The following is a 26,311-nucleotide window of genomic DNA, read 5'->3' as shown; positions in this document are numbered from 1 at the left end:
TGACCTGCTTTTATATAGCCTTTGTATAGTCTTTTAACCATTGTTTTTCATCTTCATTTAAATATGGAGAAATTTTATCATAGACTTCCTGATGATACTGGTTTAACCAGTTTTTTTCTTTTTGAGATAACATATCCACCTCAATAGCATCTAAATCAATAGGCACGAATGTTAATGGTTCAAAATGTAAGAATTGTCCATATTCATTTTCTACACCCTTGACACATAATAATTCGTTTTCAATACGAATACCATATTGTCCTTCTAAATAGATTCCAGGTTCATCTGTGATATTCATGCCTGGTTCAAGTGTCACATTTTCATCCATAGATCTTAGTTTATAACGGAAACCTTGTGGACCTTCATGAACATTTAAAAGATGTCCAACTCCATGTCCAGTTCCGCATTGATAATCAATGTCTTCACTCCACATAGGACTTCTTGCTAAAATGTCTAAGCTTTGTCCTGTACATCCATGTAAGAAATGAGCATTTTGAAGTGTTAACATACCTTGTAAAACCATTGTGAAATGTTTCTTCTGAATAGGTGTAATTTGTCCTAAAACAAAAGTTCTCGTAATATCTGTTGTTCCATCCATGTACTGTCCACCACTATCAATTAATAACATACCATCCTGATCAATTGGTGAATATTGTTCTTTTGTAGGGTGATAATGCATTAAAGCGGCATTGTCTTTCCATGCACAGATTGTTGTAAAACTTGGTTCAATAAATAAATCCTGCTGTTGTCTAAACTCTAGGACTTTATCAGAAACACTCATTTCATCCATATCAATCTTTCCATAATTATTTTTAAGCCAATACATAAATTTAGTCATGGCAACACCATCTTTGATGTGTGCATTTTGAGAATTTTGAATCTCAACATCATTTTTAATAGATTTAAAAGCTTGAGAAGGATTCATACCATCTACAACCTGGCATTGAATAGCTTCAAATAATTGATAATTGATATGTTTTGTACTTAATAAAACACGTCCTGTTAATTCATGAGCATCTTGATAAATATCCTGATAATCTTTAATAATTACATTTTCCTGCTGTAAGGCTTTAACCATTTCTAAATCATAACTTCCTTTTTGGAGATATAAGTAAGAACGTTCATTAGTAATTAAAGCAAAAGCCAAAACAACCGGAGAACAAGGGATATCATTTCCCCTTATATTAAATGTCCATGCAATATCATCAAGACTGGCAATGATATGTGATTGACAATCATTTTCTTTCATATATTCTAATATGATTTCAATTTTTTCGTGTGCAGCTAAACCATGATATTGAATATCATAAAGGAAAGCTTTTTCACATGATCTTTGAGGACGGTCTTTCCAAAATTCCTGCATGAAATCAATACATTGAATCTGATAGTCTTTTTGAAGATGTTTTTCTAAATCTAATACAAAATGACAAGTCATTGTTTGACCATCAAAAGCAATGACTTCATGGTCTTGAACATGTTCTACCAAAAATTCTAATAATGTTGGAACACCTTTTTGTCCCATCTTCATCAAAGTAATACCGTCATAGAGTTCTTTAGCTGCCTGGATAAAGTAACGTCCATCAGTCCATAAATAAGCCTCGTTTGGTGTTACAAGCAGTGTTCCAGCACTTCCTGTAAAACCACTTAAATAAGCACGAGCCTGATAATAATCTCCAACAGTTTCTGACTGATGATCATCATCAGTAGGCACAATATAGTAATCAATATGTTTGTCTTTTAATAGTTCTTGAAATTCTTTAATCATTATTATTACCCCCACTAATACTTTATCATATTCTTACAAGTTTTGATAATAAAAATAATCAGAATATGATAAATAAGGAAAACTTATAGAAAGGATTAGAAATCTAGATTGATGATTTTGATGGAAAAGATAAAATAATAATGAGAGGAGATGAAAACCATGAGTCATGTTTTGATTGTTTATTATTCACAGGCCAATGGAAATACTAGAAGTATTGCCAAAAGGATTCATGAGAAGTGTGGATATGATTTGTTTGAAATTGAAACAATGGAACCTTATCAAGGAAGTTATGATGAAATTGTAGAAAGAGGAAAATGGGAAGTTGAGCATCACTTCGAACCTGTATTGAAAGCTGATGCCATAGATATATCTCATTACGATACCATCATATGAGGAACACCAACATGGTGGTATACAATGGCACCAGCCATGTTTTGTTTTATCAAACAGCATCATTGGGAAAATCGTAAAGTGATTCCTTTTCAGACACATGGTAGATGGCCAGGACATACTATTGAGGATATCAAACAATTATGCCAAGGGGCAATGTTTCAGTATGAACGGGCGATTCAATTTGATTCTCAAGGTGGAAATCGCTTAATAACAAAACCAGAAGAAATTGATGATTGGATAACGTTACTCATGTCATTATAAGGAGGAAATCAAAATGTCAATAAGTGAAAATGCAAAAAAATACCATGAAAGAATGTTTCCAGGTTATGATTCATCTTTAGCAAAAACAGATCCTGAATTTATTGAATTATTTGATAATTTTACTTTTGATGAAGTTGTGAATCATGATGATTTGGATGATAAGACAAGATTTTTAGCTATTTTAGCAACCCTGCTGGGATGTCAAGGGATTGATGAATTTAAGACTATACTTGTTGCTGCTTATCATATGGGTGTGACACCTGTTGAAATGAAAGAAATTGTTTATCAGGGAACAGCTTATTTAGGAATTGGAAGAACTTTCCCATTTTTACATGCTGTTAATGATTTTTGTACAAATCAGGGTATTGAGTTACCATTAGCTGGACAGTCAACGACAAATTCTCAAAACAGATTAGAAAAAGGGATTCAGGCACAGGTTAATATTTTTGGAGAGAGTATGAGAGATTTTTATCAATCTGGACCAGAAGAATCAAAGCATATCAATCATTGGCTGGCAGATAACTGTTTTGGAGATTACTACACAAGAGGTGGTTTAAACTATCAACAAAGAGAAATGATTACTTTTTGTTTCTTGGCAGCACAAGGAGGATGTGAACCTCAATTAACTTCACATGCGGCAGCCAATATGGGCATTGGAAATGATAAGCATTTCCTGATTCAAATTATTTCTCAATGTTTACCATATATTGGTTATCCAAGAAGTTTAAATGCTTTACGTTGTGTCAATGAAGCAGCTAAACAATAATGGAAAGAGAGAAACATCAAAATGAATAAAAGAAAATGTTTAATCATATCTGCTAGTCCTAGACGTCATGGAAATAGTGAAGTCTTATGCCAACAATTTGCTAGGGGAGCACAGGAACAGGGCGTAGATGTAGAAATAATTCATTTAAATGCTTATCAAATTGCTCCCTGCATTGCCTGTGAATATTGTCGACATCACGATAATCAATGTTTCCGTCAAGATGATGCCAATCAAATCATTCAAAAAATGATTGATGCAGATATCTGGGTTTTATCGACACCCGTTTACTTTTATAGTGTCTCTGCTCAGCTAAAACTTCTGATAGATAGAATATTTGCAAGAGAATATGAAATCAGAGAATCATCAAAAAGAAAAGATGCTTATTTCATCATCACAAGTGGTTCACCAGATCACCAGCAAATGGTTGGCACAATTGAAAGTTTACGAGGGTTTATCCGTGTTTTACGTACTGTTGATGAAAAAGGAATTATTTATGGCACAGGTGCTTTTCAAATAGGTGATGCTATCAAACATCCATCATATCAAGAGTCTTATGAAATAGGACGACAGATCTAAAAAATAAAGTCAATTCTTACTGTTTTCTCACACAAAATGAATTGACTTTTTCTTTATACTTTTTTCATTTCATAGTAAAATAAGTATCAAGGAGATGACCCTATGTTTAAACAGATGCAATATTTTATAGCCGTTGTTGAAACACAGAGCTTTACGAAGGCTGCTGAAGAATGTTATATTTCACAATCTGCTATTTCTCAACAGATCAAAGCCTTAGAAGAAGAGTTAGATACACAATTACTGATTCGCTATAAAAAGTCATTTTCTTTAACTTTAGCTGGTGAATATTTTTACAAACGTTCCAAAGAAGTGCTGGAAGAAGTTCATGAATTATGTCAAAAGACAAAAGAAATTGAAGAGGATGAGAATGTTTTAAAGATTGGATATTTAAGAGGATATCCAGGAAAAGAATTGAAAGAAGCCATTGTTGAGTTTTCTTCTTTGTATCCTGATGTTTCTATAGATTTAAAACGTGGGAATCATGAAGAGTTATATAATTATTTACTTGACCAGCAGTCAAGTGTGGTCATTAGTGATCAAAGAAGGGCTTTTCATGATGATTATGTCAATTATCATTTATTACATATGGAATGCTATGTCGAAATCTCTACGAATCATCCTTTAAGTGAAAAAAATATTCTTGATGTGGATGATTTGAAAAAAACACCTTGTATTGTAGTGGCGTCTCAAGATCAGCAGGCGATTGAACAGGAGTTTTATGAAAATATTATTGGACTGAAGTGTCCTTATATATTTGCGAATGATATTGATGAGGCCAGACTATTAGTTGCGATTAATAAGGGCTTTATGCCAATTGAACATGCCCAAGTGCCTGTCTCACCTTCTTCAAATATTAAGGTGATACCACTTTATCGACATCATAAACAGCTACAACGTAATTATTGTGCTTTTTGGCGAAAAGAAAAGACAACTTATTATATTGAAGAATTTGTTGAGATTCTAAGAAAAAAGATGAGAAAAAGTTATGAGGAATAATTATCAAAGGATAGTTATTCTTTTTTTCTGTAGTATAACCATTGAAACAAACTGCAGAAGCAATGAACTAGCAGAAAAACGAAAAAGTAGTGATTTGTTATTAACATTGATATGTTTCCCACATTTATTGAATAGTATCATATAAAAAATACTCTTTTCCATGAAAAAAGCAGCAAACTTTAGATTTACTGCTTCTGTGAATTTTTTTCTATTCTAAATGTCTATCCGTATTTCTTGCACCATACATCAAGCGGCGTACTTCCATTACATCATCAATCACCACATAATAAACTACATAATTTCTTACATGGATTCGATAGTATGGATAGTCTCGTTTTTTAGCAGAATGGTACGGTTCAAAAACAGTAGGATTGTTCAGTCTTTCCAAAATGGCGTTTTCAACATCATCAATCAATCGTAATGCTGCATCCTCATTTTTTAAAACATTAGTAATGTAATTCGCAGTACTAATTAAATCCTGTTCAAATAGTGGTAAATACCTAAGTTGATAGGATTTATTTTCCATGAACCGCACTCCTTACATTACTAAAAACTGTTTCGTGAGAAAGCCTTTTTTCTGTCATTGCTGCTTGTCTGTCAGCTTCATCAAGTTTCATCTCGATATTGTCAGTCAGACTTGCGTATTCTTCCAGGCTTAATACGACCATTGCTCCATAACCATTTTTTGTAAGATATACAGGTTTTCCACTGTTTACAATAGCTTCGATCTCTGGGAATTTATTTCTAAGGTCAGAAACAGGTCTAATTTGTATCATGTTTATGCACTCCTTTCACGTTTTTATTCTATCTTAATTTTATCAAAATATTATCATAATAACAACGTTTTTCTCGTGATTTTTTATTTTCTGCTCTTATTTTTATGCTATATCTGTTATGGATTGTTGGGAGCATAGTGCATTTCTGTCTGCTGATTGTTCTCATTTTTTAAAACAATATCATCAGCCTAGATGCGCCAGTTGATATTTGCTGTTTTTGCATCAAGAACAGTGCTTGTAGACAGTGCGATAAAGATAGTTGCAAGGGTGAGAATACCAGTAAATAATTATTTCAATATCTTATTCATTTTTTGATTCTCCTTTCGTTTTGGGAAAAATAGATACTCATTTTGGAATATCTAACATAGAAAAAACACTTTTATACATTCCTATCATCTATATGTTATTCAAGTTTGTTAATACTGATGTGCTTTTTGAATCTGTAACTTTGCATTTCTAAGTATTTTACTGTATCAAGGTTCATTCGGGAGTAGTAAAAAATCTTCTTTCTGCCTCTAGAATTATTGATACATGCAGTGTTTTCAAGGTGCTTTAAGTGTTGTTTAGATATTTATAAGAAAATCTTATAAATATGATTAGAAAGGAAAATTGTTAAAAAAGTGTAAATCCCTATAATAAGAAATGTAAGAGGTGATGCCAAATGAGTAAAAATTTAATTGTTTATTTTTCAAGAAGTGGTGAGAACTATGTGAATGGTCAGGTTGTCTCTTTGGAAAAAGGAAATACTGAAGTCGTTGCAGAAATGATTCATTCATGTATTGAAAGTACCTTGTTTCAAGTGGAAACAGTCCATGAATATCCTCAAGATTATCATCAATGTACACAAGAAGCGAAAAAAGAATTGGAAAATAATGAAAGACCCAAAATATTGGATTATGTTCATCAGTTTAAGGATTATGATCATATTTTTCTCTGTTATCCTAATTGGTGGTCAACCATGCCAATGGCTATGTTTACATTTTTAAAAAGTCATCAGACAGAGCATAAACATATTTATCCACTTTGTACGCATGAAGGAAGTAGAATGGAACATAGTGTGGAAGATATTCAAAAATTATGTCCACAGGCGATTATTCATCAGCCTTTAGCGATAAGAGGCAGTCAGGTGAAACATGCAAAAGGGCAAATTGAAAAATGGTTAAAAGATCAAAATTTTGAAATTCAAATATAAGAGAAAAGGAGCGATAAAATATGAAAGAAGTTATGATTGTGACTGGAGCTGGTCAAATTAGTATGGCGATTGCCAGAAGAGTAGGTTATGGAAAGAAAATTGTGATGGGTGATAAGAATATTCAAAATGCGAATGCGATTGCCAAAACAATGAATGATGCAGGATATGATGTGGTACCATTTGAAATGGATTTATCTTCTCGAGAATCTATTTTAAAGATGATTGAAGAAGCTAAAAAATATGGACCTATCACAATGATGGTCAATGGTGCAGGAGTATCTCCAAGTCAGGCACCTATTGAAACGATTTTACATGTCGATTTATATGGAACAGCTGTATTGTTAGAAGAAGTTGGAAAGGTTATTGAACCAGGTGGAGTAGGTGTGACAATTTCAAGTCAATCAGGATTTAGAATGAAACAATTAACACCACAAGAAGATGAGCAACTGGCTTGTACACCAACAGAAGAGTTGTTGAATATTGATTTATTAAAAGTGGAAAATATTCGAGATACTTTACATGCTTATCAACTTGCAAAACGTTGTAATGAAAAAAGAGTTATGGCTGAATCAGTGAAGTGGGGAGAAAAGAAAGCACGTATTAATGCCATTGCCCCAGGGATTGTGGTCACACCATTAGCTATTGATGAATTCAATGGGCCTAGAGGAGATTTCTATAAGAACATGTTTGCTTCTTGTCCAGCAGGTAGACCAGGAACAGCCGATGAAATTGCAAATGTTGCAGAATTGTTGATGAGTGATCGTGGAGCATTTATTACGGGATCAACATTCCTGATTGATGGCGGAGCAACTGCTTCATACTATTATGGCCCATTAATACCACAACAATAATCTCATATGTAAGTGGAAAGGAAGAGACAAATGGAATATAAAACATTAAATAATGGCGTAATTATGCCTATGCTTGGTTTTGGTGTCTATCAAATTAAAAAAGAAGAATGTGAACAAAAAGTTATTGAAGCCATTCAATCAGGTTATCGTTAAATTGATACTGCAGCTATTTATATGAATGAAATTGAAGTGGGAAAAGCTATTCAAAATTGTGGTGTCAATAGAGAAGATTTATTTATCACAACAAAATTATGGGTACAGGATGCTGGCTATGAAAAGTCTCAAAAAGCGATTGATGCTGCTTTACAAAGATTGCAATTGGATTATATAGATTTACTTTTGATTCATGAACCTATGGGAGATATTTATGGACAATGGAAAGCCATGGAAGAAGCTTACCATGCAGGAAAAGTGAGAGCATTAGGTGTAAGTAATATGTATGCTGCTCGTTTGATGGATTTTTTGATGCATGTCAATGTCAAACCTGTCATTAATCAAATTCGCACCAATCCTTATTTTCAACATCAGGATACAAAACAATTTATGGATCAGTATGATATTGTTCATGAGGCACATTCTCCATTTAGTCAGGGAAATCATCAGTTGTTTGAAAATGAAATCTTATTAAAGATAGCTAGTAAGCATCATAAAAGTGTCGGACAAATTATATTGCGCTGGTTAATCCAACGTGGCATTGTGACTTTAACACGTACAACACATTTATTTAGAATGAAAGAAAATATGGATATTTTTGATTTCTGTTTAACTGATGAAGATATGCATCAGATATCTTTATTGGATGATCCTCAGGAAAATACATTTGATAACAGAAATCCTAACGTTGTGAAAAGAATTTGTTTGAATCGATATCATTATGATGAAGAAAAATAAAGAAAGCGAGGGAATAATAATGAATGATTTTCAATTTCAAAATACGACAAAGGTTTATTTTGGAAAGAACCAATTACATCATCTTCATGAAGAAGTATTGAAATATGGTGATAAGGTTCTTGTTGCTCATGGAGGAGAATTTATTCAAAATTCACCACTATATTCAAATGTTTTAGATGAATTGAAATCTCATGGTATTACAGTTTATGAGTTAGGAGCAGTGGAACCCAATCCAAGACATACAACAGTGAATAGAGGTGCTGCCTTATGTAAAGAACATGGCATTCAAACAACTCTAGCCATAGGGGGAGGTTCAACAATCGATTGTTGTAAAGCTATTGCAGCAACAGCATTATCAAAAACAGATAATATTTGGGATTTGGTTGAAGGAAAAGTTGAATGGAAAGATGCCTTGGCTGTGATTGCTATGCCAACAATTGCTTCGACTGGTAGTGAGATGGATAAATCTTGTGTGATTGCCAATGAAGATATCAAGGTCAAAAGTGGAATCAATGGAGAAGCGATTAGACCAAAAGCAGCATTCCTAGATCCAACAAATACCTTTACAGTTCCAGCAAGACAGACAGCTTGTGGTGGTTTTGATATTATGGCTCATTTCTTTGATATGAATTATTTTGTTAATGCACCTAAATATCCATTACAGTTCAATGTTGTCGAAACGCTTTTAAAAACTGTTCGAACACAACTGCCTATTGCTATTAAAGAACCTGAAAATTATGAGACTCGAGCAACCATGTTATGGGCTGCCAGCTGGGCATTAAATAGTTTCTGTACGTCTGGATTTAAGACACAGGCTTCTTTACATGCATTAGAACAATTCTCATCATCATATGATTTGATACATGGATTAGGTTTAGCAATTTTAGCACCAAAATGGATGAAATATTTATTAGATCGAGATGATAGTGTTGCTGAAGATTTTGCTAGATTTGGTAAAAACGTTATGGATGTTGAACCAAGTGGAGATGTCAAAGTTGATGCCTATCAGGCCATTGATGCTCTGCAGGCATTTATTAAAGATGAATTACATTTACCAGTTCATTTATCAGAACTTGGTTTAGATGATCAAAAATTTGATGAAATGAAAGTCAAAGCTTGTTATGGAAAAGAGTCTTTACCAAATGCTTATCGTCCATTGACACAGGAAGATTGTCTCAATATTTATAAGATGTGTTTATAGAAGATGTTGTGGCATCTTCTTTTTTTCATGATATGAAATATGTTAAAATAAAGTTGCAATCTTAAAAAAAGAAAAATGCAACCATCTGTTGACAAAAAACAACTTCATGTTGGTGGTATATAGGAATTGTTTTCGCTATGATAAAACCAAGGAAGGTGAAAATATGAATTTTGGAGAAAAATTACAATATTTAAGAAAAGAAAGAGGTTTATCTCAAGAAGAACTTGCTGGAATGCTTCATGTGTCTAGACAGGCAGTGAGTAAATGGGAATCACAGGGAAGTTATCCAGAAATGGAAAAATTGATACTGATCAGTGATTTGTTTCAGGTGAGTTTAGATTATTTAATAAAAGATCAAACGACTCCTCAATCATATGAGAAAAACTATGATTATGTTTCAGAACATCAAATTGAAACATATATGCAATTCAAAAAGAAATTTGCTTTATATATGGCTTGTTTGATTGCATTTATTGTTTTAGGTTTAATCATTCCTATTTTATGTACAGATACAGCTTATGAAACATTGAGTGGATTTGGCTTTTTATTGGTAGTAGGTATTGGTGTCTTTGGACTTATTATGACTGGTCTTTCAACAAAACAGTATCAAGATATAGAAAACAAAGAAATGAAAATGAGCTATTCTCTTTTGCAGCAACTACAAAATCAATATCAACATTTTCATTCACGTTTTGTAGTAGCTATGGCTTCAGGAGTTTTGATTATTATTTTATCTTTAGCGATTGTTGCGTTATTGAGTGAACTTCACATACCTTATCCTCAACTGATTACAGCACAGTTTATCTTGTGTGTGAGTCTGGCTGTTTTTCTCTTTATCTATTATGGAATTTTGGATGATATGTATAAATTCTTACTTGATAATTCATCATATATCAAAGAAAAAGAAAAGGAAAAAGAAAATGAAAGTATTTATGCTATAACAATGCCTTTGGCGGCGATGATTTATTTGATTATGGGGTTTACACAAAACTGGTGGCATCCAGGATGGGTTATTTTTCCAATTACTGTTTTTATCTCAATGGCTATTGCACAATGGCGTCAAAAGCAATAAGCGTGTAAAAAGAAGAAAATAAGTATATAATAAGAACAAGGAGGTTTTTTATGGAAAAATGTTGGGATTTAAATCAGTTATATTTATCTTTTGATGATCCACAATTCTCAAAGGATATAAAGACTTTAGAAAAAAGACTAGAAGATATGAAAAGCATTCCTTGTCAGGATGTTCACGAAGACAATCTAAAGTCATATTTAGAACAATCCAATCAATTTCAGGATCTGGTAGAAAAAATATATGCTTTTATATCATTAACGATGAGTAGTGATACAACAAATCAGGATGCTTTAAAATATTCATCTGTTATTGAAACTCTTTTAGCAAGTTTTGCTGATACACAAGCCAGAATTGATCGTTGGATTGGACAGTTTGATTTGAGTCAGATTCAAGATTCCTATATTCAGGAACATATGTATGTTTTACAAGAAATTCAGGAAAACAATCATCATCTCTTAAGTGATGAAGGAGAGAAAGTCTTGGCACAAATGAAAACAACGGGATCAAGTGCCTGGCTGAAATATAAAGATCAGTTGATTTCATCTATGAAAGTGTCAATGGATGGAAAAGATTACCCATTAACAGAAGTGCTGAATATGGCTTATTCAAAGGATAAAGATGTCAGAAAAAAAGCTTACGAAGCAGAACTGGCAGCCTACAGTCAAGTTGAACAGGGTGTGGCCAGTGCTTTGAATGCTATTAAAGGTGAAGCCATAACAGTAACACAATTAAGAGGTTATGATTCTGTTTTACAGCGTACTTTAATAGATTCAAGAATGTCACAAAAAACATTGGATGTTTTGCTGGAAACAATGAAAAAAGCATTACCAATTTTTGAAAGATATTATCGTTTAAAAGCGGAACACTTAGGCTACTTTCAGGGATTACCATGGTATGAACTGTATGCTCCAGTAGTGGAAAGTCATGAATCTTATCCTTTTGAAAAAGGCAGTCAGTTTGTGATAGAGCAGTTTTATAGTTTTTCCAAACATTTAGGTGATTATGCTAAAAAAGCAGTTGAACAACATTGGATTGATGTTTATCCAAGAGTAGGTAAAGTTGGAGGTGCATTCTGCCATAATTTACATTGTATTGGGGAAAGTCGCTTTTTATTGAATTATGGCAATGAATTTGGTGATACCGTGACTTTGGGACATGAACTCGGTCATGGTTTTCATGGAGAATGCTTGAATCAACAAACAGCTTTAAATGCAGATTATCCAATGCCTATTGCTGAAACAGCTTCAACATTTTGTGAAACTATTATTAAAAATGCAGCTTTAAAATCAGCTGATTCAACACAAAAGCTCTTTATTTTAGAAAATGAACTTTGTGATTGCGCACAAGTTATTGTTGATATTTATTCTCGTTTTCTATTTGAAAGTCGTCTGATTGAAAGACGACAAAAAGGACCTTTAAGCGTTGAAGAAATCAAAGATTTGATGCTTGAAGCTCAAAAGGAAGCTTATGGACAAGGATTGGATCATCGTTATTTACATCCTTATATGTGGACATGGAAGCCACATTATTATGAGGCAGATTATGCTTTCTATAATTTCCCTTATGCATTTGGTCTTTTATTGGCGAAAGGATTATATGCTTTATATCAACAACAAGGACCATCTTTTAGTGAGACTTATGAAAAGTTTTTATCATTAACAGGACAGATGAGTTTAGAAGATGTTGGAAAAAGCGTTGGTATTGATTTACAAGATGCTCATTTCTGGCAAAATTCAATAGACATGATAAAAGATGATATTGATTTGTTTGAAGAGTTATTAAAACAAAATTCATAATGATGGAGAGTTCCAAACATTCATATGTTTTGGGACTTTTTTTAATGATAAGGGTCAGATAAAACTATTGACTTCACTATAGTTTGGATGTATATTGTTTATGTGTAAATGATATACATGTAAACTAAAAGGAGGGTGTATGAAAACGAACATAGAAACAATGTTAGAATATTTTATTCAAATTAGAAAATGTTATGCAAATATTTTGAATAAAAGACTTAAAGATATAAAATTATCACCTAATGAAATTAATATTCTTATTTTACTTTCTAATAATCCTACAATTACCACAAGCAGCCAGTTGAATGTTTTGCTGGGAGTTTCTAAAGGATTGATTAGCAGAAGTATAGATAGTCTCATGAAAAAAGGATGGATTCGATGTGAAAATGATGTCTCTGATAGGCGTGTTTTGCATATTTATTTAACATCAGAATCATCTGAAGTGATTAAGGTTTTAAAGTCAGAGATTCAAAAGATTAATCATGATGTTCTAGCAGATATTAGTGAAGAAGAGATGAAGGCTATGGAAATGACGATGTCAAAAATTATTCAACGTTTTAAAGAAAATCAATAGAAAGGGTGGTTTGATTATGAAATTGAAAATGTCACAGGAAGTCGATTTGGGAAAAGAACCTGTCGGACATTTACTGTTTATTTTGGCAGTACCAGCCATTACATCACAGGTTGTCAATGCATTATATAATATGGTTGATCGTATGTATATTGGACATATTCCAGAAATTGGTTCAACAGCTTTAACAGGCGTAGGTGTATGTTTTCCTCTTATTATGATTATTTCAGCTTTTGCTTACTTGTTTGGTATGGGTGGAGCACCACGTGCCAGTATTTTCATGGGTAAAAAAGATAATGATACTGCAGAAAAAATCTTAGGAAACTGTACCACATCATTAATAATCATTGCAGTGTTATTAACAGTTTTGGTTTTATTATTTCAAGAACCTTTATTATACCTTTTTGGAGCGAGCACAAATACAATTGGTTATGCTATGGATTATATGACAATTTATGCCATAGGGACAATCTTTGTTCAATTGACACTAGGGTTGAATGCTTTTATATCTGCACAAGGGTTTTCTAAAATCAGTATGTTAACCGTTGTCATTGGTGCTGTCACAAACATTATTTTAGATCCTATTTTCATTTTTGGATTCAACATGGGTGTTCAAGGTGCAGCTATCGCAACAGTTTTATCACAGGCCTTAAGTGCCATCTGGGCATTCTGGTTCCTATCAGGAAAAAACACAACTTTGAAATTAAAAAGAAAAAACTTGAAAATTGATTTTCATATTTTACTTCCATGTATTGCTTTAGGAGTTGCTCCTTTTGCTATGCAGGCTACTGAAAGTGTTTTGGTATTATGCTTTAACTCATCATTATTAAAATATGGTGGAGATTTGGCTGTTGGGGCTATGACAATTTTATCAAGTGTTATGCAATTTGCGATGCTGCCATTACAAGGTTTAACACAAGGTGGACAACCTATTATTAGTTATAACTATGGTGCTAATCAGGGAGAACGTGTTCAAAAGGCATTTAAACTTCAAACAATTTCATGTTTTTCATATTCATCTTTATTATGGTTATTGATTATGCTAGTACCAGGTTTATTTGTTGCTATTTTTACAAGTGATCCACAATTAACTGAAATCACAATCTGGGCATTAAGAATTTATATGGCAGGTGTTTTATTGATGGGTATTCAAATCTCATGTCAACAGACATTTATTGCTTTTGGAAATTCAAAGAAGAGTGCTTTTTTGGCAGTCTTTAGAAAGATTCTTGTTTTGATTCCATTGATTTATATTTTACCAATGTTGATATCTGATCAGGTTTTTGCAGTCTTTTTGGCAGAGCCTATTGCGGATACCATTGCTGTTTTGACAACTTCAACAATGTTCTACTTTGAAATGAAAAATAAAATGAAAGAGATGCAATTAAATCATAAGGCAGAAAAGTCATATGATGATTGAACAGTTTAAAGATACTTTTGTTGATGAAGTGATGAGTGGCAGGAAGAAATCCTGCCACTCATCACTTCATCCGCATTTAAGGTCTCATGTGAACATTGCTCAATGGCTAAAATAACAGGGTTATTCAGGGAATGTAGAAACAATGGTATCTTTATAATATTGTTGGATTATTATGATCTGTTCTTTTCAATATGATATTTATGACTGCAGGATGCTATTCACATAGTTAGAAAAAAGTGGATTATGAACTTTAGGGCAATTTGAGATAAAATGGTGATTAATCAAGATAAAGAGAATTATATAGCTCAGTAGTTATTTGCCTCTGTGTAGATGTGAAATGATTTGGATGATAAAATGAGTTCAATTAAAGAATATCTAGAATAAGAATTGCTTTGATAAGTGATTCTTTTATTATGCTTTATAAGCATAATTGAATATGAAATATAAGTATTTGAAGTCATATATGGAGTGATATACAATAAAATTGAAAGTTGTGGTGACATTATGCAAATAGAAAAATTTCAATGGGCTGAGACATCAACAATCGTAGAGATGATTTGCCATGTCTGGAAATTAGATCAAATGTTTAAGGGCTTAAAAAATGGAATGATTTTTTCACAAGAATATTTTTATGATGTTCTATTGCATTCAACAGATTTATATATCACGGTTGAAAATCAAAATATTGTTGGTTTTTTAGCACTATCTTTATCTAAAAAAGATAAAATTTTGATTCCCGAAGAATATCAGAATCTTCTCTATCATCAACATGATGACTTTCATTCTATTTCATCTTATCGTCAAATGATGCAAGCTTATCATCAAAGTTGTGATCAGTTATTAAAACAGACGCATCAGACATATGATGGAGAAATTGTTTTGTTTATGGTTGATGAAAAATATCAGCATCAGGGTGTAGGAACAAGGCTTTATGAGTATGCAGAATCTTTATTTCAAAAAGAAGCATGTTCTTGTTATATATTGTATACGGACACAAGTTGTGCTTATGAATTCTATGATCATCATCACATGAAGCAACTTGGGCACTATCAACGAGATAAAGATTTTACAATTTACTTATATGCAAAGGAGTTGAAATCAATGGAGTATAGACAATTACCACATGGCAATGAAAAAATCAGTGTGATTGGTTTAGGAACCAGTTCACTTGGCGAATCAAGTGATGAAGAAATCGTTGCAACGATTCAAGAAGCAATAGCACAAGGGGTGAATTATATCGATTTGGCTAGTGGGCATGCGAAAACATTTCAGGCAGTTGGTCAAGCTATCAAAGATCAAAGAGAAAAAGTGTATTTACAGATTCATTTTGGAGCTAATTATGAAACAGGTGAATATGGCTGGACAACGAATTTAGAAAAGATTAAACAATCAATACAATGGCAATTAAAAATGTTGCAGACAGATTATATTGATTTTGGTTTTATTCATTGTCTTGATGAAGAAGCAGATTTAAAAGCTGTTGAAGAAGCAGGGGTTATAGATTATATTCAAGAACTCAAAAAACAGGGTATTGTTAAACATATCGGATTATCATCACATACACCAGAAATTGTTCATAAAGTTTTAGATATGCATATTTTAGATATGGTGATGTTCAGTATTAATCCTGCATATGATTATAAACATGGAGAATATGCAATTGGACAGACTGATGAAAGAATGGCTTTATATCAGCGTTGTGAAAAAGAAGGGGTTGGAATTTCTGTCATGAAAGCTTTTAGTGCAGGGCAACTTTTAGATGCCGATAAATCACCTTTTCCCCAAGCACTTACACGTATTCAATGTATCCAATATGCATTGGATAAACCAGCTGTTGTGACAGTTTTGCCAGGAGTGAGAAATCGTAATGATTTAAAAGACATCCTCAAGTATACACAAGCTTGTGATGAAGAAAAAGATTATACGATTATTTCAACTTTTGATGCTGTAGAACATCAGGGAAAATGTGTTTATTGCAAACATTGTCATCCTTGTCCTATGGGATTGGATATTGCTTTGATTAATAAATATTATGATTTGGCATTATTAGGTGATGAATTAGCTAGTGATCACTATCATCATCTAGAAAAGAAAGCTAGTGACTGTATTCAATGTGGGCATTGCAATCACCGCTGTCCTTTCCATGTCAGTCAAATGCAAAGAATGGAAGAGATTTCCTTATATTTTGGAGAATAGGAGTGAAGAAAATGAAAAGAGTTTTAGTAGCGTATTTTTCTGCAAGTGGAACAACAGCCAGAGTGGCTCAAAAACTATCAGAAGCCATTCATGGGGATTTACATGAAATTATACCAGCTCAACCTTATAGTCAAGCTGATTTAAATTGGAACAATCCTCAAAGTCGCAGCAGTCAAGAAATGAAAGATAAAACATATCGTCCAGCGATTCAAAACGAAGTGCAAAATATGGATGATTATGATGTGATCTTTATTGGTTTTCCAATCTGGTGGTATGTAGCACCAACAATTATCAATACATTTTTAGAACAATATGATTTATCAGAAAAAACAATCATTCCTTTTGCGACATCAGGAGGCAGTGGTATGGGAAATACAAATCAGGAATTAGCACCCTCTTGTGTGAATGCTCAGCTATGTCAAGGACGTCGTTTTGATAGTCAGGTTGATGCAAATACTTTAAAAAAATGGGCCGAATCATTTTTATAAGAGATATGAAAGAAATCATATCTCTTTTTTATGTTTTCAAGACATATAAGTAAGTATGAAAAGAAAAATAGTTTTACTTTTTTATTATAGAATGAATCAATTATTATAAGGATTAAGGAGACTATAGAGAAAATATTTTTTGTATTTTATTAAATGATGGGATACTTGTTTGATTGTTATCGTTTGATAGCATTTCGTTTAGGATAATGCAAAATGGGAAATATAGAAGTAAGTAAAATAAATAGGTTATATATATAAATTCATAAGCATAAAGTCTTTTGTGTAGTCTATATATTATTAAGAGTGATATGATTTGACATGGATAGAATTTTTGTTAAGTAGATATTTGTTTTGACACATAAAAGATATGACTATTGATGTCATGTGTTTTGTTAGAGAAAAGTCATACTCTTATAAATATTACGTCATTGGGTCAATTATGCTGAGTAACTGAAGATTGGAGTTTGAGAAACTACCTTGGCCTAAGCTTCATAGAGAGTTTATTGGATGTATTTGTTATTTTTAAAGCAATTTGAATTCGAAAAAGTTGTTTAAGGATTGATTCTTATAAAAAGGTGATAAGGAAATTTATGAAAACAAAACAGTCAAAAATATTATATCTGGTTAGTGGTATTTATATTGTGACACTTTTATTTGCTTTTGTTATGAATATAAAAGTAGGAGATTTGAAAGCTATAATGATGTGTTTTGTTGCTTGTATAACACCATGGATGTTCCCGTTGCTTATGCATTTGTTGCATTTAAAGATGACCTATGAAATCAAAGTTATTAATATTGTTTTTATATACTTTGCATCGCTGATAGGAAGTGCTCTTTCAGGGTATGCATGGCCTTTCTATGATAAAATTGTACATTTTTTTAGTGGTATTTTAGCGAGCATAATAGCAATGATTCTTTATTATATGCTTAAAAAACAACGTGCAATTTATAATAAACAAGATTATGTTCTTTTTTTAATCTTTATTATGGCAGTCAATTTATCCATTGCTGTCATTTGGGAGTTTTATGAATATTTTATGCTTATCTTTTTTAACAATGATTGTATTCTTCATTACACAACAGGTGTTCATGATTCTATGACGGATATGCTATGTGCTTTAGGTGGAGGAAGTCTTGTATTATTAGATATTATAAAAGACAAAAATCAACAAAAACCAAATTTATTGATGCGTATTGTTGAAAATTTCTATGATTTCAATATAAAGAATTGACATAATAAAAAATGATGTTATTGTGTGATGTCAGTATTATCAGAATCAGACAAGATATACTTGTTTTAAATGATTTGGTATTTCACAAAATATTTAAAAAGGAGATTTATTTGGGTGATGATGAATATGGAGAAAAATCGACAAAAAGAAATTTATTTCATCACAATTAACATGAAATAATGATACAATATAAAAAAGAGGTGTCATTATGAAAAAATTGAAGATGGTGTGGTATAGTTGTTTAATCATTTATATTGGGACTTTGATATATGCGTTCTATGTGAATTGGCAAGGTAAGTATTTTGGGATGACTTTTGTTGCGTGTCTGACACCATGGATTTTACCTATGTTTATGAAAATCATACATATCAAAGTTCCATTAGAATTTTACATTATTAATCTTGTTTTTGTTTATTTTGCGAGTCTATGGGGAAGTTGTCTTGGTGGTTATTCAACACCTTATTATGACAAATTTACACATTGTGCCAGTGGTGTTGTCATTTGTGAACTGATATATTTTGTATATAAACATTTTTTAAGAGAAGATCATCGTAAAAGTTTGATGTTTTTGTTTTTAAATGCTGTCAATGCATCAATTGCTTTATTATGGGAATTTTATGAATATGCATTATTAGTCTTTTTTAATTATGATGCTATTAACCATTGGACAACAGGTGTTCATGATACAATCACAGATATGCTGGTAGCTGTGATTGGAGGTCTTGTTTTGTCTTTCTATCTGATACATTTTGATCAAAGTTCAAAAGAACATTTTTTTGTTTCTTTGGAAAGAAAGATATATCAATTGAATAAAGAAAAATAAAGGAGATTTAAGTTGAATCTCCTTTATTTTATGTGAGTTGTTTCTCTTCTGATAATACGTGGTGAAATTGTGATAAGAGGATTTTCAATTTTGTTTTGATGAAGAATTTTTTCTAATTGTTCACAGGCAATGAGAGCAATTTGTTCATAATTGATGTGAATCGTTGTCAAAGATGGAAAAGTGTATTTTGATATTGTGATATTATCATATCCAACGACTTGGATTTGTTTGGGAATCTTTATATTATGTTCTTTTAAGGCGGCAATCACGGCGTATCCACGCCAATCAGTTGTTGCAAAGACACCATCAAAGGATACCGATTTAGCAAGTAAATAATGAATAGCATTTTTGGCTTCCATAATTCCAAATTTTTGGCTGGGTGATTGAAAAATAAGTTGTGAATCAAGTGGAATGTTAGCTTCCATTAAAGCACGTTTATATCCTGAATAACGACCTGTTTCTTCTTTTAACATATTGCTATTGGCTAAGAATAATATGCGACGACAGCCACTTTTTAGTAATTCCTGTGTCGCTAGATAACCACCCATATCATGGTCAACTTGAATCAAGCAATCACAAAATCCATTGAAAATGGGTGAATGTTCTATACATATTAAAGGAATATTGTTTAATGAATGATAGTCAAGAAATTTTTCTGGGCCACCAATATATATAATACTTGCAACCTGTCGATAAACAAAGTCCTCAAAAGCAGCTTTTTTCTGATTGATATCTTTAGATGTGATATGAAGCATAATAGAACAATTATGTTGTGAAAAATATTTATCTATCAAACTGATCATTGTTGAAAAATATTCATTTTGAATATTGGGAACGATAACTCCAATGGTTTTTTTAGGAAAAGATTGTGTATATATTTCGGTTTCTTTTTGTTCGATATATTTTAAAATTTTATCTCTGGTCTGCTGTGATATACGACCTTTATGATTGATAATACGGGAAACAGTGGTGATTGAAACCTGACAATCTTCAGCTATTTGTTTTAATGGTATTTTCATATGAAATCTCCTTGAGAAAATAATTTGCGCAATTATTATAACATATCAAGTTAAATCAATGCTATTTACATTCAAAAAATTGACAATCGATATATCACTTATAATAATGAGAATATCAAAGCATTGATAATCAAATATTGAAGGAGGATTTATAGAATGACAAAAGGATTTCCTAATGATTTTTTATGGGGTTCCTCAACCAATGCACAACAGTTTGAAGGAGGAGCCAATGAAGGCCGTAAGGGTCTGAGTATTGCTGATAAAAGGCATATACCATCTTTAAAAAGTGGTGATTTTGAAGGATTTAAAGTCGCAAGTGATCATTATCATCATTATCAAGAAGATATAGCATACTACGGAGAAATGGGATTTACGACTTATCGTTTTACAATTGCCTGGACACGTATTTTTCCAAATGGAAATGATGATTGTGTTAATCAGGAGGGTATTGATTTTTATAGTGCTATCTTAGATGAATTGGAAAAATATCATATTACACCTATTGTAACCTTGTATGCCTATGATTTGCCTTATCATTTATTAGAAAAATATAATGGTTGGTTAAGTAGAGAGTGTATACAGGATTATTTGAGATATGTAGAAACAGTTGTCACAGCGTTTAAAGGAAAAGTGAAATATTGGATACCATTTAATGAACAAAATCATGCAAGTTTTGATGCAGAATATATGACTGGATATAAAGAAAAAAACATGACAGAGACATTTCAAATTGTTCATCATTTTAATTTGGCATACGCCAAAGCGACGAAGTTGATTCATCGCATCGATCCAATGGCTAAAGTTGGAGCTAATATAGGTAATGCATGCTTTTATCCGAAAACATGCAATCCAATCGATGTAGAACTGGCTGATGATTTAGCGTATAAAATTGGTTATGGAAATGCCGATGTCTATTATCGAGGTGTTTATACTAAACGTTATTTAAAAGATTTTCGAGGAGCTGAATTTGATAAAGTCATATATCAAGGAGATATGGATATTATTCGTTCTAGCGAGCCTGACTTTCAGTCATTAACATATTATTTCTCTATTCCAGTCGATCATTGTATTTATAAGGGGAATTTAAGAAACTGTATTAAAACACCTAACCATTATGTTAAACAGACACAATGGGATTGGAATATTGATCCTTATGGTTTTAAACATTTATTAGATGATTATTATCATCGCTATCAGTTGCCTATTTTAATATTGGAAAATGGTTTGGGGTATAAAGATAATTTAGAAAATAATCAAGTGCATGATTATTACCGTATCGAGTTTTTACGTGAACATATACGTTATATGAAAAAGTCTATAGATGAAGGTGTGAATATTATTGGATATCTGACATGGTCGGCAATAGATTTATATTCTACAAGAGATGGTTTTGAAAAAAGATATGGTTTTGTTTATGTTGATAAAGAAAATGACTATAAACGTATAAAAAAGGATAGTTTTTATTGGTATAAAAAAGTTATTGAAACAAATGGTCAATGTCTTAGCGATGAAATATAAGGAAAGAAAACACATTATGTGCTTTTTATTGACAAAATATTCGTATATCGATTGAAAATGTTCGCATTTACGGAAACGATACGAAAATAAAGATTTGATATTGAAAGCGATTACCCCTAAACCTATAATACAGATATAAGAACGATGTTCGTAAATATGAAGGGAGGAAATGAGAAATGCACATTTCAGATGCATTTACAGAAAAGTTACTTGTGATTGCTGATAAAATTAGTAATCAAAAACATATGTATTCAATCAAAACAGCATTCACAACTTTGATGCCTGTTATCATTACAGGAGCATTCTGTACTTTAGTTGTTAACGTTGTATGTGCTACAGACGGAAACGGAATTAGTTTAGCTAAAGTACCAGGTTTTTCTTGGTTGGCAATGTTTACAGATTTATTTAACGCTGCTAACTATGCAACACTTAATTTCTTTACTGTTGCTGCTGTTGTTTTAATTGGTTTGGAACTAGGACAAAAAAATAAAATTCTAGGTTTCATGCCAGGAATTGTTGCTTTATGTAGTTTTGTTGCTTGCTTAGATACAAATCTTGTGGCAACAATTGGTGAAGAAACAACAACTGTCGCAGGATTAGCAAAAGATTACACTGCTGCTAAAGGGTTATTCTTAGGAATGTTAGTGGCCATATTGTCTGTTGAATTATTTACAAAATTACAGAAAAGTAAATATTTAAAGATTCATATGCCAGATACAGTTCCAGCAAATGTAACAAACAGTTTTAATAACTTATTTCCATTTATGTTAACAATTATTATCTTTGCAGCCATTAATTTTGCAGCTGTTCAGATTGTTCATTTGTCATTATATGATATCATTTACACATTCTTACAACAACCATTACAAGCAGTTGTGCAAGGTTTACCAGGAGTTCTTATACTGATGTTAGTTGCTCAGATTTTCTGGTGTGTCGGTATTCATGGTAATCAGATTATCAAACCTGTTCGTGATCCATTATTAAATGCTGCCATTTTAGCAAATACAGATCTTGTCAATACACCAAACTATAATCCTGCTGATCTTAATATTATTTCAATGTCATTCTGGGATACTTATGGAAATATTGGTGGTTCAGGATGCGTCATGGGATTATTAATTGCATGTTTGATTTTTTCAAAAAGATCTGATTATAAACAGGTTGCTAAACTATCAATTGTTCCTAATATCTTTAATATTTCAGAAACATTACATTTTGGTTTACCAATTATGTTAAACCCATTGTTAATGTTGCCATTCATTATTACTCCATTAGCAACAATGGCATTTGGTTATTTTATGACTGTTATTGGATTCGCTGATGTTCTTGTTTATGCTTTTCCATGGACAACTCCGCCATTCTTAAATGCTTGGATAGCTTCGGGAGGAAGTATTGGTACAATTATTACTCAAGCTATATGTATTGTCATTTCAGTTGTTATTTATGCACCATTTGTCATTATTGCAAATAAACAACAACCTGAGGAAAATGCATAAATGATATCTAAGCCGCATATAAAGCGGCTTTTGATACTATATTCAAAGGTGATTGATATGAAACTTAATAGGACTTCATTAAGAACAATAGAAATTTTAGAATTTATATCTAAACACAAAAATGGTTGTACTTTGATGGAAATTATACAAATGTTAGATATTCCAAAATCTAGTGCATATGATATTGTTCAGACTTTATTATATAAAAAGATGATTGTTGAGGATTATGATTTAGGAAAAATACGATATCGAATGGGTATTCACTCTTTTGTGATTGGAAGTAGTTGTCTTGAAAGATTAGATATTGTTGAGGTTGCTAATAAATATTTAATAGATTTAGGTAATAAGCAAAAGGCTACAGTCTTTTTAGCGATATTAGATGAAGGATTGGTTACCTATTTATATAAGTACGAATCATCACATAGTATTATTACAACAGCTAACATAGGAACAAGAATGTCACCTCATTGTACAGCATTAGGAAAAGTCTTACTTGCTTATATTAAAGATGAGCAGGAAGTTACAAAAATCTTAAAAACAATAGATTTTATTCCATATACTGAATATACGATTACATCTATGAAAAAATATCTGGATGAGTTAGAAAATGTGAAGAAACAAGGATATGCCATTGATGATCGTGAAGCTTCGCTTCATCAGGTTTGTGTTGCTGCGCCTGTCTTTAATCATAACAAAAAGATTATAGCGGCAATAAGTTGTGTCAATTTTTATCAAAAGAATTTAGATATACAAAGTATTGCTCAAAATGTGATGTCAACAGCAATGTTAATATCAAAAGCAATGGGATATAGTTTATAAAAGGAGAAGAATATGGCTACAAAAATAGAAAAAAGAAAAGATAGGCGAAAAAGTATGGAAGGACTTGATGAACGCCAAAGACATATTGTAGAGTTAAGAGAAAAATTAAATAAACCAGATCCACATCAAGTGAAAGCATTCACAACATATAAAATCATTACGTATATTTTTAATGTCCTTTTTCCACCTTATGCATTATATAGGATTTGGTGTCAGAAATCAGAGTTTACTCAAATTGAAAAAACGGCTCAATCAATAGTTGCCATTACAATTTTGGTCATGTTTATTCTTTTGCAACTTGAAAGATATCAAATTATATAGTTTAAAACAGAAAAAAGATATACTATAATAAAATTGACAAAAATTGTAAAAAGGTGGTGTAATATCCATGAAATTGAACAGAACAGTAGATAGAGCTATTGATGTATTAGAGGTCATTTCAACAAAAAAAGAGGGTTATACATTAGCAGAGTTAACACAATTGCTTAACTGCCCTAAGTCAAGCCTTTTTGATATTATCAAAACATTAGTACATCGCAATATGATTTTACAGGATAGTCATTCAGGTATTACACATTATAAAATCGGATTACAATCTTTTCTTATAGGCAGTCATTACTTAAATAATATTGATTTAGTGAATTATGCCAAAGAAGATTTGATTAATTTGGCTAATAAAATGCAGGCAACAACTTTTATGGCTGTATTGAATGATTATATGGTTACATATATTTATAAATATGAATCTGAAAGAAGTATTATCACAACTGCAAATATTGGAACAAGGAGATCGCTTCATTGTGCGGCTTTAGGGAAAGCCATGATTGCTTTTTGTACAAAAGAAGAAATAGAAAAAGCAATAGCTGTTACTGAATATACATGTTTTACTGAGTATACTATTTCATCCCCTGAAGAGTTTAGAAAAGAGATAGAAATAGTCCAAAAAAAAGGATATGCAATTGATGATCGTGAAAATACTTTACAGCAGATTGCTGCAGCAGCACCTATATTTGATTACAGTGGCAAAGTTATAGCATCTATCAGTTGTGTAGGATTTTATGAAAGCCAGATTGATTTAGATGATTTAGGTATGATTGTGAAAAATGTAGCAGATACAATTTCATTAAAGTTAGGGTATGCGATAGGAGACGATAGACATGAAAATGACATTTCGATGGTATGGAGAAGATGATCCTGTCACATTAGAAAATATAAGACAAATTCCCAATATGACAGGAGTGGTCAGTGCTATTTATGATATACCTGTTGGTGAGGTATGGCCACTAGAAAGAATTCAGAAACTGGTAGATGAAGTCCATCAATATGGTTTAGAATTGGAAGTCATTGAAAGTGTACCAGTACATGAAGATATTAAATTAAGAAGAAGAGATTATCAAAAATATATTGATAATTATAAACAGACAATTAAAAACTTATCACAATGTGGTATTCGATGCATTTGTTATAATTTTATGCCTGTTTTTGATTGGACACGTTCATCTATTGACCATGTTCTTGAAGATGGATCACAGGCACTTGTTTATTATAAAAATGAAATAGATCAGTTAGATCCAACAAAATTGACATTACCAGGTTGGGATTCCTCTTATTCACCTGAAGAAGTCAGTGAATTAATCCAAGCTTATCAGCAATTAGGTGAAGAAGGTTTATGGAGTAATCTTGAATATTTCATTCAGGAAATTATGCCAGTAGCTGTTGAATGTGATGTCAATATGGCGATTCATCCAGATGATCCACCTTGGTCTATTTTTAACATTCCAAGAATTATCACTTGTGAAAAGAATTTAGATCGTTTTTTATCATTATATGATGATACGCATCATGGATTAACTTTATGCAGTGGTTCTTTAGGATGTACAAAGCTTAATGATATTCCATATCTCATTAGAAAATATGGAAGTATGAAAAGAATTCATTTTGCACATGTCAGAAATGTGAAAATCTTAGAAGATGGTTCATTTGAAGAAAGTGCTCATTATTCAAAATGTGGATCTTTAGATATGGTTGACATTATGCGAGCTTATATTGAAACTGATTTTCATGGATATATTCGTCCGGATCATGGACGTATGATTTGGGGAGAAAAAGGTAAACCAGGATATGGATTATATGATCGCGCTTTAGGAGCAATGTATCTTGGTGGTATTATTGATGCTTTGAAAGGAAAATAGT

At 31.9% G+C, this 26,311-nt stretch carries 28 protein-coding genes; 24 read left to right on the top strand and 4 right to left on the bottom strand.

What is annotated here, in order from left to right:
• Positions 1 to 10: 10 nt before the first annotated feature.
• Entirely contained in the window at positions 11 to 1,765 is a 1,755-nt protein-coding gene (locus ACZYT4_RS02235; RefSeq protein WP_463782022.1) for an aminopeptidase P family protein, read from the bottom strand.
• A 159-nt stretch (positions 1,766 to 1,924) separates the two neighbouring features.
• On the opposite strand from ACZYT4_RS02235, the gene ACZYT4_RS02230 reads away from it, so the two are divergent.
• The 5 genes from ACZYT4_RS02230 to ACZYT4_RS02210 all read left to right on the top strand — a co-directional run bounded on the left by ACZYT4_RS02230 (position 1,925) and on the right by ACZYT4_RS02210 (position 4,757).
• Positions 1,925 to 2,158, top strand: a complete 234-nt coding sequence (locus ACZYT4_RS02230; RefSeq protein ID WP_463782021.1) for an NADPH-dependent FMN reductase family protein — start codon at positions 1,925 to 1,927, stop codon at positions 2,156 to 2,158.
• 24 nt (positions 2,159 to 2,182) lie between these two features.
• Positions 2,183 to 2,419, top strand: a complete 237-nt coding sequence (locus ACZYT4_RS02225) for an NADPH-dependent FMN reductase family protein (protein ID WP_463782020.1) — start codon at positions 2,183 to 2,185, stop codon at positions 2,417 to 2,419.
• Positions 2,420 to 2,432: 13 nt separating this feature from the next.
• A complete protein-coding gene (locus ACZYT4_RS02220) occupies positions 2,433 to 3,185 on the top strand; it encodes a carboxymuconolactone decarboxylase family protein (RefSeq protein ID WP_463782019.1) in 753 nt (250 codons plus the stop codon).
• A 21-nt stretch (positions 3,186 to 3,206) separates the two neighbouring features.
• Positions 3,207 to 3,761 (top strand): flavodoxin family protein, encoded by a 555-nt coding sequence (locus ACZYT4_RS02215; RefSeq protein WP_463782018.1) that lies wholly within the window; start codon positions 3,207 to 3,209, stop codon positions 3,759 to 3,761.
• Positions 3,762 to 3,863: 102 nt separating this feature from the next.
• On the top strand, positions 3,864 to 4,757 hold the full coding sequence (locus tag ACZYT4_RS02210; protein WP_463782017.1) for a LysR family transcriptional regulator: 894 nt from the start codon (positions 3,864 to 3,866) through the stop codon (positions 4,755 to 4,757).
• A 208-nt stretch (positions 4,758 to 4,965) separates the two neighbouring features.
• On the opposite strand, the gene ACZYT4_RS02205 is transcribed toward ACZYT4_RS02210, so the two are convergent.
• Together ACZYT4_RS02205 and ACZYT4_RS02200 are read right to left on the bottom strand one after the other, a co-directional pair.
• Positions 4,966 to 5,283, bottom strand: a complete 318-nt coding sequence (locus ACZYT4_RS02205; RefSeq protein ID WP_463782016.1) for a type II toxin-antitoxin system RelE/ParE family toxin — start codon at positions 5,281 to 5,283, stop codon at positions 4,966 to 4,968.
• Entirely contained in the window at positions 5,273 to 5,533 is a 261-nt protein-coding gene (locus tag ACZYT4_RS02200; protein WP_463782015.1) for a type II toxin-antitoxin system Phd/YefM family antitoxin, read from the bottom strand. Before ACZYT4_RS02200 ends, ACZYT4_RS02205 begins: the two co-directional genes overlap by 11 nt.
• A 661-nt stretch (positions 5,534 to 6,194) precedes the next feature.
• On the opposite strand from ACZYT4_RS02200, the gene ACZYT4_RS02195 reads away from it, so the two are divergent.
• The 13 genes from ACZYT4_RS02195 to ACZYT4_RS02135 all read left to right on the top strand — a co-directional run bounded on the left by ACZYT4_RS02195 (position 6,195) and on the right by ACZYT4_RS02135 (position 19,266).
• The gene (locus tag ACZYT4_RS02195) at positions 6,195 to 6,725 is read left to right on the top strand and encodes a flavodoxin (RefSeq protein ID WP_463782014.1); all 531 of its coding nucleotides are present in this window, start codon (positions 6,195 to 6,197) and stop codon (positions 6,723 to 6,725) included.
• Between the two features lie 20 nt (positions 6,726 to 6,745).
• Positions 6,746 to 7,576: an SDR family oxidoreductase gene (locus tag ACZYT4_RS02190; RefSeq protein WP_463782013.1), complete on the top strand. Its 831-nt coding sequence runs from the start codon at positions 6,746 to 6,748 to the stop codon at positions 7,574 to 7,576.
• A gap of 30 nt (positions 7,577 to 7,606) precedes the next feature.
• Positions 7,607 to 7,729 carry a hypothetical protein gene (locus tag ACZYT4_RS02185; RefSeq protein WP_463782012.1) on the top strand — a complete coding sequence of 41 codons (123 nt, stop codon included), beginning with the start codon at positions 7,607 to 7,609 and terminating at the stop codon, positions 7,727 to 7,729.
• Positions 7,730 to 8,467, top strand: coding sequence for an aldo/keto reductase (locus ACZYT4_RS02180; RefSeq protein WP_463782040.1), 738 nt, complete (start codon positions 7,730 to 7,732; stop codon positions 8,465 to 8,467).
• A 19-nt stretch (positions 8,468 to 8,486) separates the two neighbouring features.
• Positions 8,487 to 9,668 carry an iron-containing alcohol dehydrogenase gene (locus ACZYT4_RS02175; RefSeq protein WP_463782011.1) on the top strand — a complete coding sequence of 394 codons (1,182 nt, stop codon included), beginning with the start codon at positions 8,487 to 8,489 and terminating at the stop codon, positions 9,666 to 9,668.
• Between the two features lie 163 nt (positions 9,669 to 9,831).
• A complete protein-coding gene (locus ACZYT4_RS02170) occupies positions 9,832 to 10,740 on the top strand; it encodes a helix-turn-helix domain-containing protein (RefSeq protein WP_463782010.1) in 909 nt (302 codons plus the stop codon).
• Between the two features lie 50 nt (positions 10,741 to 10,790).
• Positions 10,791 to 12,536: a M3 family oligoendopeptidase gene (locus ACZYT4_RS02165; protein ID WP_463782009.1), complete on the top strand. Its 1,746-nt coding sequence runs from the start codon at positions 10,791 to 10,793 to the stop codon at positions 12,534 to 12,536.
• 139 nt (positions 12,537 to 12,675) lie between these two features.
• A complete protein-coding gene (locus ACZYT4_RS02160) occupies positions 12,676 to 13,110 on the top strand; it encodes a MarR family winged helix-turn-helix transcriptional regulator (RefSeq protein ID WP_463782008.1) in 435 nt (144 codons plus the stop codon).
• Positions 13,111 to 13,126: 16 nt separating this feature from the next.
• On the top strand, positions 13,127 to 14,527 hold the full coding sequence (locus tag ACZYT4_RS02155; protein ID WP_463782007.1) for an MATE family efflux transporter: 1,401 nt from the start codon (positions 13,127 to 13,129) through the stop codon (positions 14,525 to 14,527).
• 504 nt (positions 14,528 to 15,031) lie between these two features.
• Entirely contained in the window at positions 15,032 to 16,723 is a 1,692-nt protein-coding gene (locus tag ACZYT4_RS02150) for an aldo/keto reductase (protein ID WP_463782006.1), read from the top strand.
• 11 nt (positions 16,724 to 16,734) lie between these two features.
• Complete coding sequence (locus ACZYT4_RS02145; protein WP_463782005.1) at positions 16,735 to 17,211, top strand: flavodoxin; 477 nt, start codon at positions 16,735 to 16,737, stop codon at positions 17,209 to 17,211.
• 590 nt (positions 17,212 to 17,801) lie between these two features.
• Positions 17,802 to 18,443, top strand: a complete 642-nt coding sequence (locus tag ACZYT4_RS02140; RefSeq protein WP_463782004.1) for a DUF2238 domain-containing protein — start codon at positions 17,802 to 17,804, stop codon at positions 18,441 to 18,443.
• Positions 18,444 to 18,651: 208 nt separating this feature from the next.
• Entirely contained in the window at positions 18,652 to 19,266 is a 615-nt protein-coding gene (locus ACZYT4_RS02135; RefSeq protein WP_463782003.1) for a DUF2238 domain-containing protein, read from the top strand.
• A 23-nt stretch (positions 19,267 to 19,289) separates the two neighbouring features.
• Here the strand turns inward: ACZYT4_RS02135 and ACZYT4_RS02130 are convergent, their stop codons facing one another.
• Positions 19,290 to 20,285 (bottom strand): LacI family DNA-binding transcriptional regulator, encoded by a 996-nt coding sequence (locus ACZYT4_RS02130; RefSeq protein WP_463782002.1) that lies wholly within the window; start codon positions 20,283 to 20,285, stop codon positions 19,290 to 19,292.
• A gap of 156 nt (positions 20,286 to 20,441) precedes the next feature.
• Here ACZYT4_RS02130 and ACZYT4_RS02125 point away from each other — a divergent pair, with 156 nt between their 5' ends.
• The 6 genes from ACZYT4_RS02125 (at position 20,442) to uxuA (ending at position 26,310) form a co-directional block, all read left to right on the top strand.
• Positions 20,442 to 21,803: a glycoside hydrolase family 1 protein gene (locus tag ACZYT4_RS02125; protein WP_463782001.1), complete on the top strand. Its 1,362-nt coding sequence runs from the start codon at positions 20,442 to 20,444 to the stop codon at positions 21,801 to 21,803.
• A 176-nt stretch (positions 21,804 to 21,979) separates the two neighbouring features.
• On the top strand, positions 21,980 to 23,299 hold the full coding sequence (locus ACZYT4_RS02120; RefSeq protein ID WP_463782000.1) for a PTS sugar transporter subunit IIC: 1,320 nt from the start codon (positions 21,980 to 21,982) through the stop codon (positions 23,297 to 23,299).
• A gap of 57 nt (positions 23,300 to 23,356) precedes the next feature.
• Positions 23,357 to 24,118, top strand: a complete 762-nt coding sequence (locus ACZYT4_RS02115) for an IclR family transcriptional regulator (protein WP_463781999.1) — start codon at positions 23,357 to 23,359, stop codon at positions 24,116 to 24,118.
• A gap of 12 nt (positions 24,119 to 24,130) precedes the next feature.
• Positions 24,131 to 24,439 carry a hypothetical protein gene (locus ACZYT4_RS02110; RefSeq protein ID WP_463781998.1) on the top strand — a complete coding sequence of 103 codons (309 nt, stop codon included), beginning with the start codon at positions 24,131 to 24,133 and terminating at the stop codon, positions 24,437 to 24,439.
• A 67-nt stretch (positions 24,440 to 24,506) separates the two neighbouring features.
• Positions 24,507 to 25,310, top strand: a complete 804-nt coding sequence (locus ACZYT4_RS02105) for an IclR family transcriptional regulator (RefSeq protein WP_463781997.1) — start codon at positions 24,507 to 24,509, stop codon at positions 25,308 to 25,310.
• Positions 25,276 to 26,310, top strand: coding sequence for a mannonate dehydratase (gene uxuA, locus ACZYT4_RS02100; RefSeq protein WP_463781996.1), 1,035 nt, complete (start codon positions 25,276 to 25,278; stop codon positions 26,308 to 26,310). The genes ACZYT4_RS02105 and uxuA overlap by 35 nt, the downstream gene beginning before the upstream one ends.
• Position 26,311 lies beyond the last annotated feature (1 nt).

The organism is Massilimicrobiota sp. mt181, assembly GCF_055420065.1.
This window is presented reverse-complemented; position numbering and strand designations above follow the sequence as displayed.

What these genes read in the sequence shown, in the direction of transcription:
- ACZYT4_RS02150 (WP_463782006.1), top strand. Translation starts at nt 15,032, where the DNA reads ATGCAAATAGAAAAATTTCAATGGGCTGAGACATCAACAATCGTAGAG.
- ACZYT4_RS02225 (WP_463782020.1), top strand. Translation starts at nt 2,183, where the DNA reads ATGGCACCAGCCATGTTTTGTTTTATCAAACAGCATCATTGGGAAAAT.
- ACZYT4_RS02165 (WP_463782009.1), top strand. Translation starts at nt 10,791, where the DNA reads ATGGAAAAATGTTGGGATTTAAATCAGTTATATTTATCTTTTGATGAT.
- ACZYT4_RS02120 (WP_463782000.1), top strand. Translation starts at nt 21,980, where the DNA reads ATGCACATTTCAGATGCATTTACAGAAAAGTTACTTGTGATTGCTGAT.
- ACZYT4_RS02110 (WP_463781998.1), top strand. Translation starts at nt 24,131, where the DNA reads ATGGCTACAAAAATAGAAAAAAGAAAAGATAGGCGAAAAAGTATGGAA.
- ACZYT4_RS02145 (WP_463782005.1), top strand. Translation starts at nt 16,735, where the DNA reads ATGAAAAGAGTTTTAGTAGCGTATTTTTCTGCAAGTGGAACAACAGCC.
- ACZYT4_RS02130 (WP_463782002.1), bottom strand. Translation starts at nt 20,285, where the DNA reads ATGAAAATACCATTAAAACAAATAGCTGAAGATTGTCAGGTTTCAATC.
- ACZYT4_RS02235 (WP_463782022.1), bottom strand. Translation starts at nt 1,765, where the DNA reads ATGATTAAAGAATTTCAAGAACTATTAAAAGACAAACATATTGATTAC.
- ACZYT4_RS02220 (WP_463782019.1), top strand. Translation starts at nt 2,433, where the DNA reads ATGTCAATAAGTGAAAATGCAAAAAAATACCATGAAAGAATGTTTCCA.
- ACZYT4_RS02190 (WP_463782013.1), top strand. Translation starts at nt 6,746, where the DNA reads ATGAAAGAAGTTATGATTGTGACTGGAGCTGGTCAAATTAGTATGGCG.
- ACZYT4_RS02200 (WP_463782015.1), bottom strand. Translation starts at nt 5,533, where the DNA reads ATGATACAAATTAGACCTGTTTCTGACCTTAGAAATAAATTCCCAGAG.
- ACZYT4_RS02140 (WP_463782004.1), top strand. Translation starts at nt 17,802, where the DNA reads ATGAAAACAAAACAGTCAAAAATATTATATCTGGTTAGTGGTATTTAT.
- ACZYT4_RS02185 (WP_463782012.1), top strand. Translation starts at nt 7,607, where the DNA reads ATGGAATATAAAACATTAAATAATGGCGTAATTATGCCTATGCTTGGT.
- uxuA (WP_463781996.1), top strand. Translation starts at nt 25,276, where the DNA reads ATGAAAATGACATTTCGATGGTATGGAGAAGATGATCCTGTCACATTA.
- ACZYT4_RS02135 (WP_463782003.1), top strand. Translation starts at nt 18,652, where the DNA reads ATGAAAAAATTGAAGATGGTGTGGTATAGTTGTTTAATCATTTATATT.
- ACZYT4_RS02125 (WP_463782001.1), top strand. Translation starts at nt 20,442, where the DNA reads ATGACAAAAGGATTTCCTAATGATTTTTTATGGGGTTCCTCAACCAAT.
- ACZYT4_RS02170 (WP_463782010.1), top strand. Translation starts at nt 9,832, where the DNA reads ATGAATTTTGGAGAAAAATTACAATATTTAAGAAAAGAAAGAGGTTTA.
- ACZYT4_RS02175 (WP_463782011.1), top strand. Translation starts at nt 8,487, where the DNA reads ATGAATGATTTTCAATTTCAAAATACGACAAAGGTTTATTTTGGAAAG.
- ACZYT4_RS02230 (WP_463782021.1), top strand. Translation starts at nt 1,925, where the DNA reads ATGAGTCATGTTTTGATTGTTTATTATTCACAGGCCAATGGAAATACT.
- ACZYT4_RS02155 (WP_463782007.1), top strand. Translation starts at nt 13,127, where the DNA reads ATGAAATTGAAAATGTCACAGGAAGTCGATTTGGGAAAAGAACCTGTC.
- ACZYT4_RS02105 (WP_463781997.1), top strand. Translation starts at nt 24,507, where the DNA reads ATGAAATTGAACAGAACAGTAGATAGAGCTATTGATGTATTAGAGGTC.
- ACZYT4_RS02195 (WP_463782014.1), top strand. Translation starts at nt 6,195, where the DNA reads ATGAGTAAAAATTTAATTGTTTATTTTTCAAGAAGTGGTGAGAACTAT.
- ACZYT4_RS02215 (WP_463782018.1), top strand. Translation starts at nt 3,207, where the DNA reads ATGAATAAAAGAAAATGTTTAATCATATCTGCTAGTCCTAGACGTCAT.
- ACZYT4_RS02210 (WP_463782017.1), top strand. Translation starts at nt 3,864, where the DNA reads ATGTTTAAACAGATGCAATATTTTATAGCCGTTGTTGAAACACAGAGC.
- ACZYT4_RS02205 (WP_463782016.1), bottom strand. Translation starts at nt 5,283, where the DNA reads ATGGAAAATAAATCCTATCAACTTAGGTATTTACCACTATTTGAACAG.
- ACZYT4_RS02115 (WP_463781999.1), top strand. Translation starts at nt 23,357, where the DNA reads ATGAAACTTAATAGGACTTCATTAAGAACAATAGAAATTTTAGAATTT.
- ACZYT4_RS02160 (WP_463782008.1), top strand. Translation starts at nt 12,676, where the DNA reads ATGAAAACGAACATAGAAACAATGTTAGAATATTTTATTCAAATTAGA.